This is a genomic window from Streptomyces sp. NPDC045998, assembly GCF_056430285.1.
Window position 1 is genome coordinate 464,118 of the sequence record NZ_JBWKLJ010000007.1, and the last position, 18,491, is coordinate 482,608.

The following is an 18,491-nucleotide window of genomic DNA, read 5'->3' on the forward strand; positions in this document are numbered from 1 at the left end:
TGCGGCGGTGGCTGTGGGACTTCTCGAGACCGCCCAGTTCGAGCTGCCGGAGGGCAGTCTGCCGGCCCTGTACACCGACGGCCTCATCGAGAGCCGCACCCGGGATGTGGACACCGCACGGGCGGTGCTGCGCGATGTCCTGGCAGGGGCGCCAGGATCGCCCGGCTCCCCCGGCTCCTCCGGGCCGTCCGGGTCACCCGACGAGATCTGCGACCGGCTGCTCGCCGCGCTGCTGCCCAGCCGCCCCGCCGATGACGTCGCCCCGCTGGTGGCGCGGACCCGGGCGCTCGAACCGGGGCGGGTCGCCACACTGGACCTCCCCTCCGACCCGGCGGCCGTCTCGGGGGCCCGCGCCTTCACCTCCGACAGGCTGACCGCCTGGGAGGTCGGCGACCTGTCCTTCACCACCGAGCTCATGGTCAGCGAACTGGTGACGAACGCGATCCGCTACGGCAAGGGCCCGATCCGGCTGCGGCTCATCCTCCAGTCCACGCTGACATTGGCGCCGGGCACGTAGTCGTCCGGGTTACCGCCCTACGCCTCGGCGGTGGCGCGGCACTCACGTTCATGGTGTCTCGCTTTCCCGGTCCATGGGCCGCGCCCGGGGGTCCCGCCCCGGATCCGCCGCTCCGAACGGCGTCACCTCACGGACCGGACTCTGTGGGGGGTGCCGCGTAGCGGGTGGCGGTCGCGGCGGCGCGGTCGTGTAGGGAGGCGCGCAGCCACTGCGGGGCCAGGGCTTCCGCGCTCGTGGCGAGCTGCCACAGTGCCCACTCGGCGTGCCGGGAGTCCTGGAAGATCACGTCCAACCGCAGCCAGCCGTCCGCGTCGGGTTCCTCGGCGCACACGGCCAGCGCAGTGCCGACCAGCTCCTCCCGGCGCGCGGGGTCCACGCGTAGCCGCACGGCGACCTGGTCGCCGCCGGCCCGGAACCGCGTGTTGCGTTCCTGCCAGGTCCGGTCCAGATCGACGGTGTCCGGTCGCTGGGCGGGTTCGTCGAGCTCCTCGGCGGCCAGCACCCGGGACAGCCGGTAGGTCCGGTCCGCACCTGCTCTCATGGCCAGCAAATAGCCCTGGTCGCGCACGGTGACCAGGCCGATGGGGTCCACCGTGCGCCACTGTGGGGCCTGGCCCGGAGCCGCGTAGTGGATCCGCAGCTTGTGCCCGCCGAAGACCGCGCGCCGGACCTCGGCCACCATGGTTTCCGGCAGCTCTTCGGCGGCCACGCGGCGCGAGAGAAGGTCGGTCTCCGGGTCGATGAGTAGGCGCCGCGCCGCGTCGGCCGCGGTGTCCCGAAGGCCCTCGGGCAGGGCGTCCACCACCTTCAGCATGGCCGAGGCGAGCGCCGAGCCGAGGCCGAAGAGCTGCGCGCCTCGCCGTGATCCGGCGACCAGCAGGGCGAGCGCCTCGTCATGGTTCAGTCCGGTGAGCGCGGTCTGGAAATCGGGCAGCAGCGCGAAGCCGCCGTGCCGGCCGCGCTCGGCGTAGACCGGGACACCGGCCGCGGACAGCGCCTCTATGTCGCGCAGCACCGTGCGGGTGGACACTTCCAGCTCGCGGGCCAGGGTGTCCGCGGTCATCCGACCGCGCTGCCGCAGCAACAGCACCAGGGAGACCAAGCGGTCGGCGCGCATGCCAGAACTTTAACGAAATACCTGACCAAGGGTGTCATGATTTCTTGGCAGGCTCCTTCACACGGCGTCAAGCCCCGGCATACGCACGGTGGTTGGAACGCCCGTACTGTCAATGAAGCGAATGGAGCCAGTGCGACGATGGAACGATCTGCGGTCAACCCGGTGAACTGGTCGGTCGAGATGGGCTTCAACCAGGGTGAGGTCGTCTCCGGCCACTCACGGACCCTGTACATCTCGGGGCAGACCGCGATGAGCAGCGAAGGCAAGCCCGAGCACGATGGTGACATGGCGGCGCAGCTGGCGCTGAGCATCGACAACATCGAGGCCGTCCTCGCCAAGGCCGGCATGTCTCTCGCGAACCTCGTCCGGCTCAACGTCTACACGACCGACGTCGACCTGCTCTTCCAGCACTACGGCGTGCTGGCGGGCCGGCTGGGCGCCGCCGGGGTCGCGCCGACGACCACGATGCTCGGGGTGACGCGCCTGGCGATCCCCGGCCAGATGGTCGAGCTGGAGGGAACCGCGGTCGCGTGAGCTGACCTCGCCCCCTCCGCTGCCCGTGCCGGTCGAACCGGCACGGGCAGCGGGCTTCACTCGCCGCGAACCGTGCGGCGGAGCTTGGTGAGGCGCTCACGCAGGACGCGCTCCTCGCCGTGCCGCGTGGGCCGGTAGTAGTCCTTCCCCACCAGTGCGTCCGGCGGGTACTGCTGCTCCAGGACGCCGTCGGACACACGGTGGGGGTAGCGGTAGCCGACCGCGTTGCCCAGCTCCGCGGCGCCCGCGTAGCGGCCGTAGCGCAGGTGGGCGGGCACCTCGCCCACGGCGCCCGCTCGCACGTCGGCCATCGCCTCGTCGATGCCGACGATCAGGGCGTTCGACTTGGGTGCCGTGGCCAGGTGCACGGTGGCCTGCGCCAATGCGAGGCGTGCCTCGGGCATGCCGATCAGCTGGACCGTCTGTGCCGCCGCGACGGCCACCTGGAGCGCCGTGGGGTCGGCCAGCCCGACGTCCTCGCTGGCGTGCACCAACAGCCGCCGCGCGATGAACCGCGGGTCCTCCCCGGCAACCAGCATGCGGGCCAGGTAGTGCAGCGCGGCGTCGGGGTCCGAGCCGCGGATCGACTTGATGAACGCGCTGATGACGTCGTGGTGCTGGTCGCCCTGGCGGTCGTAGCGCACGGTGGTCTCGGCGATGGCGCGCTCCACGTCCGGCACGTCGATCACCGTGCCGCCCGTGCCGGTCACGCCGTCGGCACTCGCCTCCAGCGCGGTCAGCGCGCTACGGGCGTCACCGGCCGCGAGGCGTACCAGGGCGTCCTCGGCCTCGGGGGCCAGCGAGACCGAACCGTCGAGGCCGCGCTCGTCCTTCACCGCCCGCCGCAGCAGTTCCCGTACCTCGTCCTCGGTCAGGGACCGCAGTTGCAGCACCAGCAGCCGGGAGAGCAGTGGCGACACCACCGAGAACGACGGGTTCTCCGTGGTGGCGGCGACGAGCAGGACAAGCCTGTCCTCCACGGCCCCGAGCAACGCGTCCTGTTGGGTCCTGGAGAAGCGGTGCACCTCGTCGATGAACAGCACGGTCCGCCGGTTCTGGCGGTCGTGGCGACGGCGTGCGTCGCTGATCACGTCGCGCACTTCCTTGACCCCGCTGGACAGCGCCGAGAGGGCGACGAAGTGCCGGGTGGCGACGGTCGCGAGCAGGCGCGCGATCGTGGTCTTCCCTGTGCCGGGCGGGCCGTAGAGCAGCACCGACGCCGCCTCCCCGCCCTCCACCAGCCGCCGCAGTGGCGCGCCGGGGCTCAGCAGGTGCGCCTGGCCCACAACCTCATCGAGCGTGCGCGGCCGCATCCGCACCGCCAACGGCGCGGTGGCCCGCGCGGGCGCCGGCTCTGCGGTCGGGAGGTCGGAGGCCGGTAACGCGAACAGTCCCTCGTCCTCGTCGGTCATCGCGGCCCCACCTCGGGGTGGTCGGTGGAAGATGCTCTCCTGGACACGCGTGGCGGCCCTTCATCCGTGGGTTGGTCACTCCTGCGTCCCGGCGGCTACGCGTACAGCGTTCCCCGGGCGACGATGACAGCCGACCCCGCCACCTGGACCGACTCGATCCGCTCCGGCGTCCCCAGGGCGCGGGCCCGCATCGTCGAAGGACGGCCCATCTCGACACCTTGGCGGATCTCGATCCACTCACCGAAGGGGATCAGACCATGCCGGGCCAAGTGTACGGCGAGCGCTCCCGCGGCCGAGCCGGTGGCCGCGTCCTCCACGACGCCGTAGGCGGGTGAGAACATCCGCAGTCTCCACCGCGTGCCCGAGCCCGCGAAGCAGTTGGCGGCCATGTCGGGCAGTCTCGCGAGGATTCGCTGGTCGGGCTCCAGGGCGGAGAGCGCGTCCACGCTGTCCAGGCCGACGAACACGTGCCGCGGTCCGTTGCGGTAGATCTCGACCGGCAGGGTGCTGCCGGTCGCCGTGAGATCGAGGGCGGTGAGCAACTCGTCGGCCCGGTCGTACGGTTCCCAGGTCGGGACGGGCTGCCACATGCTGGCCGCGCCGACCGCGCCGTCGCCGGCCCGCTCCAGGTCGAACGCCACGGTGCCCATGGCGGTCTCCATCCGGAGCGTGTCCGCCGGTTTCGACTCGCCGAGCACGATGGCGGTGCCCAGGGTCGGATGTCCGGCGAACGGCAGTTCGTTCACCGGGGTGAAGATCCGGACTCGCACGTCACCGTCGTCTTCGGCCGGGAGGACGAAGACGGTTTCCGACAGGTGCATCTCCTGTGCGATCTGCTGCATGCGCGGGGCGGGGATGCCGGAGGAATCCAGGAAGACCGCGGTCGGGTTTCCTTCCAGTGGGACCTCGGTGAAGACGTCGGCCACCACGTACTCGTACGCAACCATGGTTTCCCGTTCTCGAAGTGGGTCGGTCTTGAAGCAGGTCGGTCTCGAAGTGGGTCGGTCTCGAAGCGGCTCAGTGGGTGTCGAACAGAGTCTGGTAGCGAGCGACTGCCCGCTCGGTGGCCGCGCGCTCCTCGGGGGTCGGGTTGAAGGGGTCCGCCGCCGGGGGCAGGGCCCCGAGTTTGAGCAGCGCCGCCATGAGGAGCATGCGCGCCTTGGTGGCTGTGAGGTTGTTGCCCGAGATGAACGTCGGGTCGGTCCGGTACGCCATGCCGCCGGTATTGCCACGTCCGGTGCGGACCACCGGCATGCCGGCGAAGATGGCGACGCTCAGTGCCGCGTTCCTCGTCGGGTCCGCCATCCCGAACGGCGACATGCCCTCGCACACGAAGCCGGCCAGTGGCGCGTTGGCGAGGTTGGCGCTGATCCGCGCGAGGATCTCGACCTCGTCGTCGGTGGCGGGCGGGCTGTCGGGGCCGGCCCCCGTCGCCGCGTACCGGCTGTACTTGGTGATCGTGACGTGCGGCATCGCGCCGGATAGGAGTCCGTCGGCGTCCTTCGTCGGGACGTCGACCAAAGACACGCCCGGCCCCAACGCCCCGGCGACACCGGTCACCCGCTTGGGGAGCTCGGTCAGACGGAGGGCGGAGCGGTGGGTGTGGCCGCGGGCGGGGAGGTAGGTGAGCTGAGGGGGGCCGTACCCACCCAGGTCGGCGACGACTCCCCCGTGTCCGCCGGTGACCTCGTAACCGCCCGGTCGGGCGTCGACCTTGGTCACGTCCCGGGCCGAGTAGACGAGCTCATCGACGATCACGCAGGCACCGACGCGGTCTTCGCCCCGTTCGTCGAGGGCGACCCCCGAGACGATGTACTTCACCCCGTCCACCACGTTGCGGTCGCCGTCCGCGCTCAGGGACTGGTGGCGGCGCTGAGCGGCGTGTCCGACGAGGGGCGCCGTCGTGTCGACCATCAGTCCGAGCCAGTACAGGGTCTCGTCGACGGTCGGGCTCCCTTCGAGCCACTGCACGCCGGCGTACTCGCCCGTGGCGAGGACGGCTTGGACCTGGTTGGTCGCCTGGGCGAGGTTCCCCAGGCCGGGTTCGGTCTGCAGGTGGTAGGGGTAGTAGACGAAGAAGTCCTGCCCGAGGCGCTCGGAATCCGGACCCGTGGTGTACCCGCCGGACGGAGCGGCGCGGAAGAAGTCGAAATCGGCGACCGACCACAGCTCGACCGGGGTCCCATGGTCGGCGAGGCCGAATCGCTCGATCTCCTCGTACAGGCGGCGGGCGTCGGGGTAGAAGGTCTGCCGAGCGGCTCCCGGCGGTGCGAACGGTGCCGTGGAGGTCTCCTCCCAAGCGGACCCGTTCGCCTGTCTGCCCATGTACGGGAGGGGGTAGAGGCCGTCGGCGGGGTCGAGCTCGGCGACGTACACCGGTGTGGCGTCGTCGTGGGGCCGCTCGGGGTGGAAGGTGCCGTCCTTGTCGAGCCAGCCGTCCGGAGGGGCGTACAGGTCGGCCGCGTCGCGTTCGAGCGGGTGCGCGCTGAATGCCTCGATGTACACCGTCACAGGTGCCGCGAGCCGCTGAGGGCGCAGGACGTCGAAGCGCGAGGGGCTCGGCGGCAGACCGTGACGTGCGCGCGCCTTGTTCGATGTCACCAGGTCAGGTGTGTTCAGAATCGTCGCCGTCGGCCCGGCGAACACCGCGATCCGCGGTCGCGGCGCGCCGTCCGGGCGAGTGTCGCGCCTCACAGTGGCCTCAGGTGCTCGATCGTGACGTCGAACCGCTCGGCCAGCCGCTGGGCGACCAACGACCGGTGGCAGGCCTCGGGGTCGGTCTCGACGCAGAACAGCGCGGCCGTCCCGTCGCTCGGCAGCGCCGACACGACGGACGCGAGGTCGGCGTGGTCGAGGATCTCGGCGGTGTAGCGGCGGGTGTACTCGGCGGCGAGCTCGCGGCGGGAGCGCTTGCCGACCCCTTGGCGGTCGTCCTCGGCGTACTGGAGGTGACGCAGCTCGGTGGTCGGGGCGAGTTCACGGTGGTGCGCGTAGGCGATCCCGGCGTCGGCGAGGGCCGCCTGCAGCCGCCGTGAGTTCGCCCAGGCGTAGTCGGGTCCGCGGACACCGCGGCGCTGACGTACGTCGATCAGCAGGCGGACGTCCGCCTGTCGCAGTCGTTGCAGGTAGGAATCGCCGTCGAAGCCATAGACGCCGATCGTTGCCATCTTGAGCACCGGGGATCTCCTGTTCGAGCTGTTACTCGTGCCCCGCCCGCCGGTTCCGCGCGGGCTCTTTTCGTGGTGACGCCGTCCCTTGGGGACCCGTGGAGTCAGGGGCGCGGCGCGGCGATCAGGGCGGTCGTCTCCATGGGCAACTCGGCGGAGCCGGTGAGGTCCAGGCCGGCCCGGTTGAGCAGTTCGGTGATCCTGCCGAGGGTGCGGTGTTCACCGCCGGTTGTCACCAGGAGGTGCAGGTCCCACAGCGCGGGCAGCACGGTGGGATTCTCGTCCTCGACGAAGCGGTCGAGGATCAGCAGGCGCGCCGAGGAATCCGCCATGGCGCGGCGGCAGTTCTCGAAGACGCCGACGACCGCGTCATCGCTCCACCCGGCCAGCACCCGGCAGAGTATGTAGGCGTCCCCGCCCGCCGGGACGTCTTCGAACATGTCGCCCGCGACCAGCTGGACACGGTCCAGTCCGACGGTGGCGGCCAGGTGCTCGCGCGCCTTGGGCATCATGTGCGCGCGGTCGAGGAGCGTGCCTCTGGCATCCGGTGTGGCGCGGAGTATCGTGGCGAGCAGGTGCCCGCCCCCTCCGCCCACGTCCACGACCGTCTTGCCGCCGGAGAAGTCGAAGATCCCGGGTACCTGGTGGAAGAACATGCTCGCGGCATTCATGGTCTGCTGGAATCGCCCGGCGGTGGTCGCGTCCTGGCCGAGATAGTCGTAGAACGGCCGGCCGTAGGCGACCGCGAAGCCGGAGCTCCGCGTGCTGACGGCGTGGTGGGCGTGACCCCAGGCGGCGTAGAACTCCTCGCCGTAGAGCAGACACATGTCGCGGAGGGACTGGGGGCCGTCGAGCAGTGCCGCGCTCACGTGCGTACCGCGGTACCCGGTGGTCTCGCCGCCCTCGAATACGCCCATGGCGACCAGGAGCCGCATCAGGCGGTGCACGCCCTGTTCGTCCGCCCCGGCCGCCTTGGCGAGCTCGGCGCTCGTGGTCAGGCCGGCTTCGACGTGGTCGGGCAGGCCGAGCTTGACCGCGGTGTAGAGCGCCTGCGCCCTCCAGCCACCGGTGATGATGTCGACCACGTCTCGAGTGGCCTGTACGTCGACTGTCATGTGAGAGCTCCCCATCCCGGCCTCCGGGCCCATACCGCTCGGCCCGCTCTGCCGCGGTCCTCCGCGGCACGTCACAACGCTTGGCCACCCGCGCGGGTCGGCCAAGCGGCGGTCCTTCCGCGCGCGGCCGAGGCCTGGCGCGGAAGGACCGCCGCCCGATAGCGGGCCGGCTACTGCTTGATGTTGAACATCCAGGTGATCCCGAACTTGTCCACGAGCGTGCCGGCCTCGTCACCCCAGGACTGCTTCGCCAGGGGCATCGCCACGAAGCCGCCGACGGACAGCTTCTCGAAGTAGTCGCGCAGTTCGGCGTCGTCGCCGCCGAGGTAGAGCGCGACGTTGGTGCCCGGGTTGTAAGGGACCCGCTCCGGGACGTCCCACGCCATCACCGTGAAACCGTCCGCGGTGCTGAGCGTGGCGTGCATGATCTTGTCGGCGTCGGGCATCTCCGCCGAGCCGAAGTCGCCGAAGGTGCCCAGCTCCAGCTCGCCGCCGAGGACTTCGTGGTAGAACTCCATCGCCTGCCGTGCGTTCCCGTTGAAGGCGATGTACGGGTTGAGCTGAGATCCCACCTGGTGCTCCTTGCTGTGAGTGCGAACAACGTGGACCCGGGGACGACGAGACCCCGGGAACACCGTGGACCGGGAAGAGGACATCCCTACGTGGGGATTCCGCCTCGATTGACCTTCGGCACCTCGATACCCAGCGCGCGCAGCTGCTGGAACGGGTTCATGAACTCGCGGTTCTGCTTGATTTTTCCGTCTTCGAGCAGGAACGAGTGTATGAAGTGGTTCCGGTAGTAGCCGGGCGGATAGTCCGGGTAGAGGATCTGTCCCTCTCCGTCACACTCGACCCAGAACCTGTTGGGGTCTTGTGTCTCGAAGATCTCGACGTTCTTCCATTCCCAGTCGGGGAACATGCGCAGCGACCACTCGCCGTGCGCCTTGAGCTTCTCGTGCCCGTGGGAGACGATCGGTTCGCCGGTGTCGCTGGTCCACAGGCCCGCGCTGCCGTCCTCCGCGAAGAGCAGGTAGCGCGTCAGTCGGTTCTCGCCCTTGCGGCTCATGTAATCCGCGACGACGGCACGGTTCCGGGCGCGCAGGTCGAGGTCGGTGCCGAAGCCCTCGGGCCGAGTGTTGTCCGTTCCCATCTCGAATCCCCCCATCCTTTGTTGAGCGTGGAATGTGGTCAGAGCCGGAGCTCGGGGCGGTAGATGTCCAGCCAGGTGCTCAGGTCGAGTACGCGCTCCATACCGTTGCGGACGTCGATGGGCATCGTGCTCGCGTCCTGCCGCGTGATGTCCTGCAGCCAGCTGCGGTCGACCAGGCCGAACACCGGGTCGTCGGTGGTGAGCAGTTCCTTGGACTGCTGCAGCAGAGCGTCCGTGTAATGCGGATCCACGGTGGCGGGGTAGGGGGCCTTGGCCCGATGCAGCACCGACGCGGGCAACAGGTCGGCGGTCGCGGCGCGGAGCAGGCTCTTCTCCCTGCCGTCGAAGGTCTTCATCGACCACGGGGTGTTGTAGACGTACTCGACGAGCCGGTGGTCGCAGAAGGGGACCCGGACCTCCAGTCCGACGGCCATGCTGATCCGGTCCTTGCGCTCCAGGAGCATCCGGACGAAGCGCGTCAGATGGAGGTGGCACATCACCCGCATCCGCAGCTCATGGTCGCTCTCACCGTCGGCCCGCTCGACCTCGGCGACCGCGTCGGCATAGCGGTCGCGGATGTAGGTGGGCAGGTCCAGGGCAGCGGTGATGTCGGCGTTGAACCGATCGGACACCTGGGCCCGCGCGCCGCTGACGAAGACCGCCATCCAAGGGAAGGTGTCCGCGGCCTGGACCTCCGGCTGGTGGAACCACCGGTATCCGCCGAAGACCTCGTCCGCGGACTCCCCGGAGAGGGCGACCGTGGACTGCTCGCGGATGGTCTGGAACAGCAGGTAGAGCGAGGTGTCCATGTCGCCGAGGCTGAGGGGGCTGTCCCGCGCGGTGATGACGGCTCGGCGCACCGCCGGGTCGGCGATCGCGACGTGGTCGAGCACGATCGATTCGTGCCGGGAGCCGACGTGCGCGGCCACCTCACGCGCGTAGGGTGCGTCCGACGTGGGGCGCAGTTCGTCGGCCACGAAGTCGTCGTCCCGCCCGACGAAGTCCACGGCGAAGCTGCGCACCTTCTCACCGGGTTCGCCGTGCTCCCCGGGCCGGCCGAGCTTGGCGGCCGCCAGTGCGGTGATCGCGCTGGAGTCCAGACCGCCCGACAGCAGGGTGCAGCGCGGTACGTCGGAGACCAGCTGGCGGCTCACGATGTCCTCGAGGAGCTCGCGCACGGTGGCGATGGTGGTCTTCAGGTCGTCGGTGTGGGGGCGGGTGGGCAGAGTCCAGTAGCGGCGCTCACGCAGCCCGGAGCGGTCGACGGTGACCACGCCACCCGGTACCACCTCGCGCATCCCGCACCAGACCGCGCTCCCCGGCGTCTGCGTGAAGCTGACCAGTTCACGCAGTCCTTCGAGGTCGACCGCCCGGTCCGCCAGCGGATTGGCGAGGATCGCCTTCGGCTCGGAGCCGAACAGCACGCCATCGTCGGTGCGGGAGAAGTAGAGCGGCTTGACGCCCATCCGGTCGCGGATCATCACCAGCTTGTCGACCCGGGCATCCCAGACGGCGAAGGCGTACATGCCGTTGAGCCGCTCGGCGACCGCCACGCCCCACTCCAGGTAGCCGTGGAGCACCACTTCGGTGTCGCTGCGGGTCCGGAACCGGTGGCCTCGGCGGATCAACTCGCCCCTGAGTTCCGTGTAGTTGTAGACCTCACCGCTGTAGGTGATCGCCACCGGTCCGTCGTCGGTGGGCACCACCATGGGCTGGGTGCCACCTTCTATGTCGATGACCGCCAGCCTGCGGTGGCCGAGCGCCGCGTGCCGGTCGAGCCAGGTGCCCGCGGCGTCCGGCCCCCGGCATGCCATGGTCTGCGTCATCGCGTCCAGTTGCGAACGCTGCTGAGTCAGATCCCGGGTGAACGAGACCCAGCCCGTGATTCCACACATCGACGTGCCCTTCTTCCTCTCGAGTCAACGGTCCTGTGCAGGGTCAGGGTTGGAGCCGGTCCACGCGCCAGCCGGCACCGTCGCGCTCGTAGCGCAGCCTCCGGTGCAGCCGGTCCGGGTCGGCCTGCCAGAACTCCACCGACGCCGGCTCCAGCAGATAGCCCAGCCAGCGGGCCGGGCGAGGCAGTGCCACGCCGTCGCGTCCCAGTTCCCGGGCCTGCTCCCGCAGCGCGCCCTCGTCCAGCAGCGGCGCGCTCTGATGCGATGCCACGGACATCGGGTGCGTAACGACCGGCCGGGCAGCCCACAAGGCGTCGGATTCCTCGTCGGGCAACGGCCGGGTGGGGCCGCTCACGCTCACCTGGCGGCCGGCCTCGCGCCAGTAGAGCACGCCCGATGCCCAGGCCGTCTCGGCCAGGTCCCGGCCCTTGCGGCTGTCGGCGTGGCTGGCGAAGACCAGACCCGTGTCGCGGACGGCGAGCACCTGCACGATCCGGTTGGAGGCGTGGCCGCGGGCGTCGGAGGTGGCCAGTGCCAGCGCGCCCGGCTCGCGGACGGCGTTCGCGACGGCGCTGTCGAACCAGGCCTGGAGCAGGCCCACCGGTTCGGCGGGTGGGGTGGAGAACTCCTCGTCCTCCCGGGATCGGGTCGGCGCGCTCACAATGTCTTCCTGGTCGGTTCGGTGGCTTCGAAGTCGTCGGAGGTTTCGAAGGCCAGGCCGCGTTCGGCCAGGCGGCCGGAGTGGACGCCTTCGACGATGGCCTCGATGTCGGTCGCCATGCGGTCGGTCGGCGGGTATCCGATGAGCTCGGTGGCCCGGTTCGGGGGCATCGGTGCCGTCAGATCGGCCGCGGAGTCCCACAGCATCACCGCGCCCCAGCGGTTGGTCCGCCGATCGGAGATCCAGAACTTCAACCGCAGACCGTGGATCCGCGCCCACGGGTCCACGCCCTCGTCCCGCAGATAGACGCGTAAGGAGTCGATGGTCTGGTCGGACGCGGAGAGGTCCCACCAGGAGATGGTGGCTTTCATGCGTTCAGTGCCTCCGGGGTCTTCATCAGCGGGGCCAGCAGCTCGCCCAGGACGCGCTCCCCGCCCTGGGTGAGCACCGATTCGAGGTGGAACTGCACCGAGCTGAAGTGCGGCCCGCGCAGGGCGTGCACCTCACCCGTACCGGCGTCGAGGCTGACCTTCACCTCGCCGACGCCGGGGCACTCCACCTGCTCGGCTCGTGCGCGGGCCTCGTAGGAGTTGTAGAAACCCACCCGCTCCCGCGAGCCGAACAGGTCGATCTCGCGCTGGGTGCCCTGGTTCGGGACGTCCCGGCGTCTCAGTTCGAACCCGAGGTGCCGGCACAGCAACTGATGGCTCAGGCACACGGCCAGGAAGGGGATGCGCCGGGCCAGCAGGTGTTCGAGCGCCGACGTGAGGGAGGCCATCCTGGGGTGGTCGGTCTCCCGCGGGTCGCCGGGTCCCGGGCCCACGATGACGAGGTCGTGGTCATCGAAGCGGTGGGACGCGTCGTAGCGGCTGAGTCGCACCGTCAGCCCGATGGCGCGCAGTTGATGGGCGAGCATCGAGCTGAAGGTGTCCTCGCCGTCGATGATGAGCGCCCGCCGCCCGGCCAGCAGCGGATGCGGTCGCGCCCGCGAGTCGGCGTCGCTGAGCCAGAAGCGCGCGATGGTCTCGTTGCGCCGCCCCAGGGCGTCCTGGACGAGCGGGTGCGCGTCGAGCCGCTCGTCGGCGCCCAGCGCCGAGAGCAGGCCGGCGGCCTTGGTGCGGGTCTCGGCGACCTCGGTGTCGGGGTCGGAGTGCCGGACCAGGGTCGCCCCCACCCCGACCTCGACGTGACCGCTGTCGTCGACGCCCGACGCCCGGATGTCGGCGGTACGGATGAGGATCGCCGAGTCCAGGGTGCGCGCGCCGTCGGCGTCGCGGCCGATGAGGGCCGCGACACCCCCGTAGTACCCGCGGCCGCGCGGCTCGTAGCGCTCGATCACCCGGCAGGCGTTCTCGAGAGGGCTGCCGGTCACCGTGGGCGCGAACATCGTCTCCCGCAGGATGTCCCGGGGGTCGAGGTCGCTGCGCCCCTCGATGACGTACTCGGTGTGCGCGAGCCAGGCCATCTCCCGCAGGAACGGCCCCCGCACCCGGCCGCCCCCCTGGCAGACCCGGGCCATCATCTTGAGTTCCTCGTCCAGGACCATGTACAGCTCGTCGGTCTCCTTGCCGTTGGTGAGGAACTCCATCACCTCCGACAGAACCGGCCCGGTGGGCGGGTAGCGGTAGGTGCCGCTGATCGGGGTCATCGCCGCGATGCCGCCCCGCAGGCTGATGTGGCGCTCCGGGGTGGCGCCGACGAAGGTGCGCGCGCCGGTGTGGATGAGGAAGGTCCAGTAGGCGCCGCTCTCCCGGGTGAGCAGCCTGCGGAACAGACTCAGTGCGCTGCGGGTGGAGTAGTTGGTGATGGTGGTGACGAAGGAGCGCTTGATGACGAAGTTCGAGCCCTCTCCGGTGCCGATCTCGTTGGCGAGCACCGCGCGGACCGTATCGGCGTAGGCGTCGTCGTCGGTGTCGAAACGGCCGCCGGTCAGGGTGATCGGCTCGTCCGGCAGGGATCTGAGCGCCTCGGTCGTGGTGACCCGCCCCTGGTCGGTCACCGACATCGCGAGCAGCGGTGAGCCGTCCGTCGCGGCCGCGAAGCCGCGCTCCGTGATCTGCTGGTGGGGCACCAGGACCAGCGTTTCGTGCCGGGCGTCACCGGGCCGCCCGGTCGGGCCGGCCTGCGGGATGTCGGCGAGCCGGGCCGGGGTGCTGACCCGGCCCCGCAGGATCTCCACGTGGTCCGGCCCCAGCGTCTCGGGGCGGTGCAGCAGGGCGAAGGCACCGGGGTTGGGCCCCAGCACGTGGTCGAGCAGCTCTCGCGCGTTCATCGGAACACCTCCTCGGTGGTGGTGACCACCGAGCAGCGAGCGGCCGCGTAGTCGAGGGCCAGCCGGTGGTACTCGGCGGAGAAGTCGCCGACGGCGTCGGCGACCAGGAAAGGCTGGATGTCGTTGGTGAACGCCTCCAGGGCCGTCGCCAGTACGCCGACATGCGCGTACACGCCGCAGACGATCAGCTGGTCGCGGCCCTGGTCGCGCATCCGCGCGAGCAGGTCCGAGCGGAAGAACGCGCTGTAGCGCCACTTGGTGAGGACGTGGTCCGCGGGCCGCGGTGCGAGCTCCGTGACGATCTGACGGTCGACGGGGTCCACCCGCATGCCCGGACCCCAGAAGTCCTTGAGCAGGCCCCGTTCCTCATCCGTCATGCCACCGGGCTGCGCGGTGTGGAACACCGGTACGCCGAGTGCGGCGCAGCGGTCCCGCAGCCGCACGCAGTGGCGCACCAGCGGGTCACGCACCGACGCGGGGAACGGCGCGAGGAAATAGCGTTGCATGTCGTGTACGAGCAGGGCCGCACGGCGCGGGTCTAGGGTCCACTGTGCGGTGTTGGTGGGCAGTTCAGCCGTCGTGGGCAGTGGGTAGGCAGAGATCGGCGCTATGCCCGGCACGGTTCTCCTTCGGACCTCTCCGTCATCGTTCGCGTCTGCCAGGCGGAGACCACCGCCACCGCCTGACGAGGGTTGAGTCGTGGGTCGCATAACGTCGTGTACTTGTCGCCGACCCGGTCGGTGCGGTTCGGCGCATCGGCGCATTCGGTCACCTCGTCGGGCGTCGTCTCCAGATGAATCCCGCCCGCGATGCCGCCTGCGGTGCGGACGGCCGCCTGGAAGGCCATGACCTCCCGGGTGATCGTCTGCACGACTCGCGTCTTGCGTCCCTCGGCGGTGGTCACGGTGTTGCCGTGCATGGGGTCGACCAGCCAGATCACCGGGTGTCCGGCGGCGCGCACGGCTCGCACCAGGGGCGGCAGCAGATCCATGGTCGCGTCGGCGCCCATCCGGGCGATCAGGGTGAGTCGGCCCGGCTCCTGTCCGGGGTCGAGCCGCGCGCAGAGGCCGAGCAGTTCGGTGACCGTCATGCGCGGCCCGACCTTGCACGCGACGGGATTCACCACATCCGCCAGCAGCGCGACGTGGGCCCCGTGGAGCTGGCGGGTCCGCTCGCCGATCCACGGCCAATGCGTGGAGGTGAGCGCCGGCCGGCCCTCCCGGTCGCGGCGGAGCATCGGGATCTCGTAGTCGAGCAGCAGAGCCTCGTGGCTGGTCCACACGGCCGGGTCGAGGCGCGCCTGCGGCGTCGGGCAGAGATGGGCCATGAGCCGGCTCGCCGCCCGGTAGCCCGCCAGCAGGCGCTGGGGGTCGGGCCGTCGGGCTTCCGGGTCCGGCTCCGGACCGTTCACCATGTGCCCCCGGTACACCGGGATCTCGACGCCGCCGACCGACTCCGTAGGCGCCGACCGGGGTTTGGCGTACTGGCCCGCGATCCGGCCCACCCGCACCACCGGCTGATGGGTGATCGCGCTCATGACGCCGGCCAGTACGTCGAGGAGTACCGCCTTCCGCCGCACGTCAGAGGCGGTGCACTCCGCCGGATCCTCCGCGCAGTCCCCCGCCTGCACCACGTGCGCCTGCCCGGCGGCGACTGCGGCGAGCAGCCCCCGGAGCCGGCCCAGCGATGCGGGCTCCACGAGCGGGGGGAGGGTTGCCAGCACGTCCCTGACGTGCTGGACCTGTGACGGGTCTTCCCACTGGGGCTGCTGCCGCGCAACCGGGGTTTGCGAGATTTCGAGCGAGGTGATGTTCAATTTTGCTTCCCACCTCCAATATGTCGGCACAGCACTATCCGGGCGTCGGCCAATGGCCGGTCATCAGGGCCAATGGCGAAGCCCAACAGGGCGGCAGGAGACTCCCCCGGGAAATCCTTATGGGCGGCACTTGCGTGCGGGCACGGTGAATCCCGGATTTTGCCCGGCCGGTTAACCGACGGGGCAGCTCAGTCCGCAGAAATTCAAGGCCGTCGAAATGGCCTGATCAGTGGTGCGCCCGGGCCGCTGGCGCGGCTTCACCGTGGGGCGGGTACGGGTTGTCCTGCACGTACAGCCACGTGCCGTTCGGCTGCTCCTGCACGGTGTCGCAGAAATTCCCGGTGAAGCTCTCGCGGGTACCGTCCGCGGCGTTCTGCTCCAGCGAGTAGTCGCCCATGATGGCCGCCGTGCGGCCGCGCACCCTGCCGTCACCTGTACGCTTGCCGCCCGCGAGCACGGTCTGGCGAGGGTTGACGGTGAGCACCGGATCCGACTTGAACCAGTCGATGTAGAACGCCCGGATCTCCTTGTGCCCCCGGATGATCGAACCGTCGTAATTGACGATCGCCGCTTCGGGCTCATGGAGAGCGATGATTCCGTCGACGTCCTTTGCCTTGATCCTCTCGCCGAGGAGCTGGAGCAACTCGGCGGGGGTCTTCGCGCCCGGCCGCGCGGCGACGGCGCTGTCACTGTCCGGTGTCGTGGTGTCGGCTGACGCGCTGGCAGCAACCGACTTGGTCTGTATGAAGGTGGGGCCGACAATGCTTCCGGCCGTCAGCGCAATGGCCGCGACAGCGATCGGAAGCGTGTGCTTGATTTTGCTCATGACATCCCCCCAGAACTGGAGATGGCAACGGGTCGATACAACGCGTCTACGGCGTTGGGCCCTCTGGCACTCCCCCATTGGCCATCCCGCCCCCTTGATGACAGTCATACAACAGTCCGGAACAGGCCCCTGTCAACGTTTTAGTAATGCGCGGGGCACCGGCCCGCTATTTCCTCCGGGCGAACGTTGAAGCGGAATATCGGCCACGCCATGATGACCTGCGGCAATCACCGCTCCCGGAACACCGCCCACCACGAATCCGGGTGGCGGGTCGGAGAGGTCGGCGACCAGGAACCGTCAATTCCAGCCGCCGACACCTCTGCAGGTCGCCCGATTTGCGGCGATATCGCCCCGGTCAGGCGCCTCTCAAGTGAGGGCCGCCACACCATTTCACTCACCGGTGAGCGCGCGACGCAGGCCACCGCCAGATAAAGGAAGAGGAAAGTTGAATTCCGGACGCGCCGAATGAATGGCCTGGACCGCAGCTCGCCGCGAGTGAATATGCCACACGAACTTCCCGGTCCGTTGACCGATTGATGCATGCCGATAACAGAGGGTCGGTCGCGAGCGGCGCCGTCGTCCACCGGCTCCAGGCCCTCCACCGCGGGCGCCCGGGACTCGCGGGCCTCCCGGGACTCGCCTGCCTCCGGGACTCGGGGGCCGAGGCCGGGGCCGTACGCCGGCGGCCCGTCAGATAGGTGGCGATCGGTTCGGTGTAGCGGGCGGTGAGCGGCCAGGCGATGACCAGGATGAGGACGTACGCCGTGGCCGGCGGCCCGCGTTGCGGTTCGATCCCGGCGGTCACCGCGAGGCCGGCGATGACGATCGAGAACTCCCCGCGTGCCACGAGGGTGCCCCCGGCCCGCCACCGGCCCGCCACCGGCCCTTGGCGGAGATCCCGGCACGCCGGGCGGCCCAGTAACCGGTCGCGATCTTCGTGCCCGCCGTCACCACGGCCAGGGCGAGGGCGGGCACGAACGGCCAGGAGGTAGAGGGGTATCGGGGAGAACCGGAGACGTCCGGCGAGCCGGCCCAGCAGCCCCAGGGCGAGGATGATCGCGCCGAACTCGACGAGCAAGACCGCGGAGGAGTGCACGGGCGCTCACTCCCGGCCGAGTATCGCGGCGGCGGCCTCGACGCCTTCACGGGTACCGATCACGATGAGGGTGTCCCCGCCTGCCAGTCGGAAGTCCGGCGCCGGGGACGGGATCACCTCGGCCCGCCGCAGCACGGCGACGACGGACGCGCCCGTTTCCGTACGCATCCGGGCCTCCCCGAGGACCCGCCCGTTCCAGTGCGAGGTGGCCGGCAGTTCGATCCGCTCGGCGAGAAGCGCCGGGTCCGTGGTGGACAGCAGGTTGGGGCGCGGTGATCGGGCATCAGCGCGTTGATGAGCGCCTCGGTCTGACCGGCGGATGCCGCCGCCCCGCGTGGCCCGCACGAGTGCCGGCCGACGGGGCGGCGGCATCCGCGCCCGGGGTGCCCCCGCTCGTTCCCGGAGGCGCCCCGGGGCTTGGTCAGGCGGGGCTCGTCGGCTGGGACTCGCCGCGTTGGTTGCGCAGTTGCTCGTTCATGCGTTGGGCTTCTTCGAGCTGGTCCTCGAGGATGACGATGCGGCAGGCGGCCTCTATGGGGGTGCCCTCGTCGACGAGTTCACGGGCTCGGGCGGCGATGCGCAGCTGGTAGCGGGAGTAGCGGCGGTGGCCGCCCGGCGAGCGTCCGGGGCTGATCAGGCGGTGCTCGCCGAGGGCCCGGAGAAAGGCGGGGGTGGTGCCGAGCATCTCGGCGGCCCGGCCCATGGTGTAGGCGGGGTAGTCATCGTCGTCGAGGTTGGCGACGTGGCGGGAACTGCCAGGGGGCATAGACCTCTTCTTTCGGGGACGCGTCGGGGGGGCCGGGGGGGGGGGGGGGGGGGGGGGAACAAAAAGTCCCCCACCCCCCCCCACCCACACCCCCCACTCCCTCTTCTCTCCCGGCTCCTTCCCCAAAAGAGGGAGCACGGGGAGGAG

The 18,491-nt window shown here is 70.3% G+C and carries 18 protein-coding genes and 2 pseudogenes; 2 read left to right on the top strand and 18 right to left on the bottom strand.

Annotation, left to right across the window (positions count from 1 at the left end; all coding sequences use genetic code 11):
- The first annotated feature begins 13 nt into the window (after nt 1-13).
- Nucleotides 14-517, top strand: a complete 504-nt coding sequence (locus tag AC07FJ_RS23110) for a SpoIIE family protein phosphatase (RefSeq protein ID WP_479051221.1) — start codon at nt 14-16, stop codon at nt 515-517.
- Nucleotides 518-644: 127 nt separating this feature from the next.
- Here AC07FJ_RS23110 and AC07FJ_RS23115 read toward each other — a convergent pair whose 3' ends face one another.
- Entirely contained in the window at nt 645-1,634 is a 990-nt protein-coding gene (locus tag AC07FJ_RS23115; RefSeq protein WP_479051222.1) for a helix-turn-helix transcriptional regulator, read from the bottom strand.
- Nucleotides 1,635-1,772: 138 nt separating this feature from the next.
- Between AC07FJ_RS23115 and AC07FJ_RS23120 the strand changes: the two genes are divergently transcribed.
- Entirely contained in the window at nt 1,773-2,168 is a 396-nt protein-coding gene (locus AC07FJ_RS23120; protein ID WP_479051223.1) for a RidA family protein, read from the top strand.
- A gap of 56 nt (nt 2,169-2,224) precedes the next feature.
- On the opposite strand, the gene AC07FJ_RS23125 is transcribed toward AC07FJ_RS23120, so the two are convergent.
- The 17 genes and pseudogenes from AC07FJ_RS23125 to AC07FJ_RS23205 all read right to left on the bottom strand — a co-directional run bounded on the left by AC07FJ_RS23125 (nt 2,225) and on the right by AC07FJ_RS23205 (nt 18,344).
- The gene (locus tag AC07FJ_RS23125) at nt 2,225-3,580 is read right to left on the bottom strand and encodes a replication-associated recombination protein A (protein ID WP_479051224.1); all 1,356 of its coding nucleotides are present in this window, start codon (nt 3,578-3,580) and stop codon (nt 2,225-2,227) included.
- 95 nt (nt 3,581-3,675) lie between these two features.
- Nucleotides 3,676-4,527 carry a PhzF family phenazine biosynthesis protein gene (locus AC07FJ_RS23130; RefSeq protein ID WP_479051225.1) on the bottom strand — a complete coding sequence of 284 codons (852 nt, stop codon included), beginning with the start codon at nt 4,525-4,527 and terminating at the stop codon, nt 3,676-3,678.
- Between the two features lie 70 nt (nt 4,528-4,597).
- Nucleotides 4,598-6,181 (bottom strand): asparaginase domain-containing protein, encoded by a 1,584-nt coding sequence (locus tag AC07FJ_RS23135; RefSeq protein WP_479051226.1) that lies wholly within the window; start codon nt 6,179-6,181, stop codon nt 4,598-4,600.
- Between the two features lie 89 nt (nt 6,182-6,270).
- The gene (locus AC07FJ_RS23140; RefSeq protein ID WP_479051255.1) at nt 6,271-6,747 is read right to left on the bottom strand and encodes a DUF488 family protein, N3 subclade; all 477 of its coding nucleotides are present in this window, start codon (nt 6,745-6,747) and stop codon (nt 6,271-6,273) included.
- 104 nt (nt 6,748-6,851) lie between these two features.
- Nucleotides 6,852-7,862: a methyltransferase gene (locus AC07FJ_RS23145; RefSeq protein WP_479051227.1), complete on the bottom strand. Its 1,011-nt coding sequence runs from the start codon at nt 7,860-7,862 to the stop codon at nt 6,852-6,854.
- Between the two features lie 170 nt (nt 7,863-8,032).
- Entirely contained in the window at nt 8,033-8,434 is a 402-nt protein-coding gene (locus tag AC07FJ_RS23150) for a VOC family protein (protein ID WP_479051228.1), read from the bottom strand.
- A gap of 86 nt (nt 8,435-8,520) precedes the next feature.
- Nucleotides 8,521-9,012 (bottom strand): PhzA/PhzB family protein, encoded by a 492-nt coding sequence (locus AC07FJ_RS23155; RefSeq protein WP_479051229.1) that lies wholly within the window; start codon nt 9,010-9,012, stop codon nt 8,521-8,523.
- A 38-nt stretch (nt 9,013-9,050) separates the two neighbouring features.
- Nucleotides 9,051-10,907 (bottom strand): asparagine synthase (glutamine-hydrolyzing), encoded by a 1,857-nt coding sequence (gene asnB, locus AC07FJ_RS23160; RefSeq protein WP_479051230.1) that lies wholly within the window; start codon nt 10,905-10,907, stop codon nt 9,051-9,053.
- 43 nt (nt 10,908-10,950) lie between these two features.
- A complete protein-coding gene (gene phzG, locus AC07FJ_RS23165; RefSeq protein WP_479051231.1) occupies nt 10,951-11,568 on the bottom strand; it encodes a phenazine biosynthesis FMN-dependent oxidase PhzG in 618 nt (205 codons plus the stop codon).
- Nucleotides 11,565-11,939, bottom strand: coding sequence for a hypothetical protein (locus AC07FJ_RS23170; protein WP_479051232.1), 375 nt, complete (start codon nt 11,937-11,939; stop codon nt 11,565-11,567). The genes phzG and AC07FJ_RS23170 overlap by 4 nt, the downstream gene beginning before the upstream one ends.
- Nucleotides 11,936-13,840 (bottom strand): chorismate-binding protein, encoded by a 1,905-nt coding sequence (locus AC07FJ_RS23175; protein ID WP_479051233.1) that lies wholly within the window; start codon nt 13,838-13,840, stop codon nt 11,936-11,938. Before AC07FJ_RS23175 ends, AC07FJ_RS23170 begins: the two co-directional genes overlap by 4 nt.
- The gene (locus AC07FJ_RS23180) at nt 13,837-14,460 is read right to left on the bottom strand and encodes an isochorismatase family protein (protein WP_479051234.1); all 624 of its coding nucleotides are present in this window, start codon (nt 14,458-14,460) and stop codon (nt 13,837-13,839) included. Before AC07FJ_RS23180 ends, AC07FJ_RS23175 begins: the two co-directional genes overlap by 4 nt.
- Nucleotides 14,448-15,656, bottom strand: coding sequence for a 3-deoxy-7-phosphoheptulonate synthase (locus AC07FJ_RS23185; RefSeq protein ID WP_479051235.1), 1,209 nt, complete (start codon nt 15,654-15,656; stop codon nt 14,448-14,450). The genes AC07FJ_RS23180 and AC07FJ_RS23185 overlap by 13 nt, the downstream gene beginning before the upstream one ends.
- Nucleotides 15,657-15,882: 226 nt before the next feature.
- Nucleotides 15,883-16,482 (bottom strand): YybH family protein, encoded by a 600-nt coding sequence (locus tag AC07FJ_RS23190; protein WP_479051236.1) that lies wholly within the window; start codon nt 16,480-16,482, stop codon nt 15,883-15,885.
- A gap of 637 nt (nt 16,483-17,119) precedes the next feature.
- Nucleotides 17,120-17,457 (bottom strand): annotated as a pseudogene (locus tag AC07FJ_RS23195) (cation:proton antiporter); the annotation flags it as partial.
- A gap of 127 nt (nt 17,458-17,584) precedes the next feature.
- Nucleotides 17,585-17,889: pseudogene (locus AC07FJ_RS23200) on the bottom strand (cation:proton antiporter regulatory subunit); the annotation flags it as partial.
- Between the two features lie 110 nt (nt 17,890-17,999).
- On the bottom strand, nt 18,000-18,344 hold the full coding sequence (locus tag AC07FJ_RS23205; protein ID WP_479051237.1) for a MerR family transcriptional regulator: 345 nt from the start codon (nt 18,342-18,344) through the stop codon (nt 18,000-18,002).
- Between the last annotated feature and the right edge of the window lie 147 nt (nt 18,345-18,491).

Bases quoted from the DNA above. Each gene is read 5' to 3' on its own strand.
- AC07FJ_RS23115 (WP_479051222.1), bottom strand. From the start codon at position 1,634: ATGCGCGCCGACCGCTTGGTCTCCCTGGTGCTGTTGCTGCGGCAGCGC.
- AC07FJ_RS23175 (WP_479051233.1), bottom strand. From the start codon at position 13,840: ATGAACGCGCGAGAGCTGCTCGACCACGTGCTGGGGCCCAACCCCGGT.
- AC07FJ_RS23120 (WP_479051223.1), top strand. From the start codon at position 1,773: ATGGAACGATCTGCGGTCAACCCGGTGAACTGGTCGGTCGAGATGGGC.
- AC07FJ_RS23170 (WP_479051232.1), bottom strand. From the start codon at position 11,939: ATGAAAGCCACCATCTCCTGGTGGGACCTCTCCGCGTCCGACCAGACC.
- AC07FJ_RS23145 (WP_479051227.1), bottom strand. From the start codon at position 7,862: ATGACAGTCGACGTACAGGCCACTCGAGACGTGGTCGACATCATCACC.
- AC07FJ_RS23130 (WP_479051225.1), bottom strand. From the start codon at position 4,527: ATGGTTGCGTACGAGTACGTGGTGGCCGACGTCTTCACCGAGGTCCCA.
- AC07FJ_RS23205 (WP_479051237.1), bottom strand. From the start codon at position 18,344: ATGCCCCCTGGCAGTTCCCGCCACGTCGCCAACCTCGACGACGATGAC.
- AC07FJ_RS23125 (WP_479051224.1), bottom strand. From the start codon at position 3,580: ATGACCGACGAGGACGAGGGACTGTTCGCGTTACCGGCCTCCGACCTC.
- AC07FJ_RS23190 (WP_479051236.1), bottom strand. From the start codon at position 16,482: ATGAGCAAAATCAAGCACACGCTTCCGATCGCTGTCGCGGCCATTGCG.
- AC07FJ_RS23140 (WP_479051255.1), bottom strand. From the start codon at position 6,747: ATGGCAACGATCGGCGTCTATGGCTTCGACGGCGATTCCTACCTGCAA.
- asnB (WP_479051230.1), bottom strand. From the start codon at position 10,907: ATGTGTGGAATCACGGGCTGGGTCTCGTTCACCCGGGATCTGACTCAG.
- AC07FJ_RS23155 (WP_479051229.1), bottom strand. From the start codon at position 9,012: ATGGGAACGGACAACACTCGGCCCGAGGGCTTCGGCACCGACCTCGAC.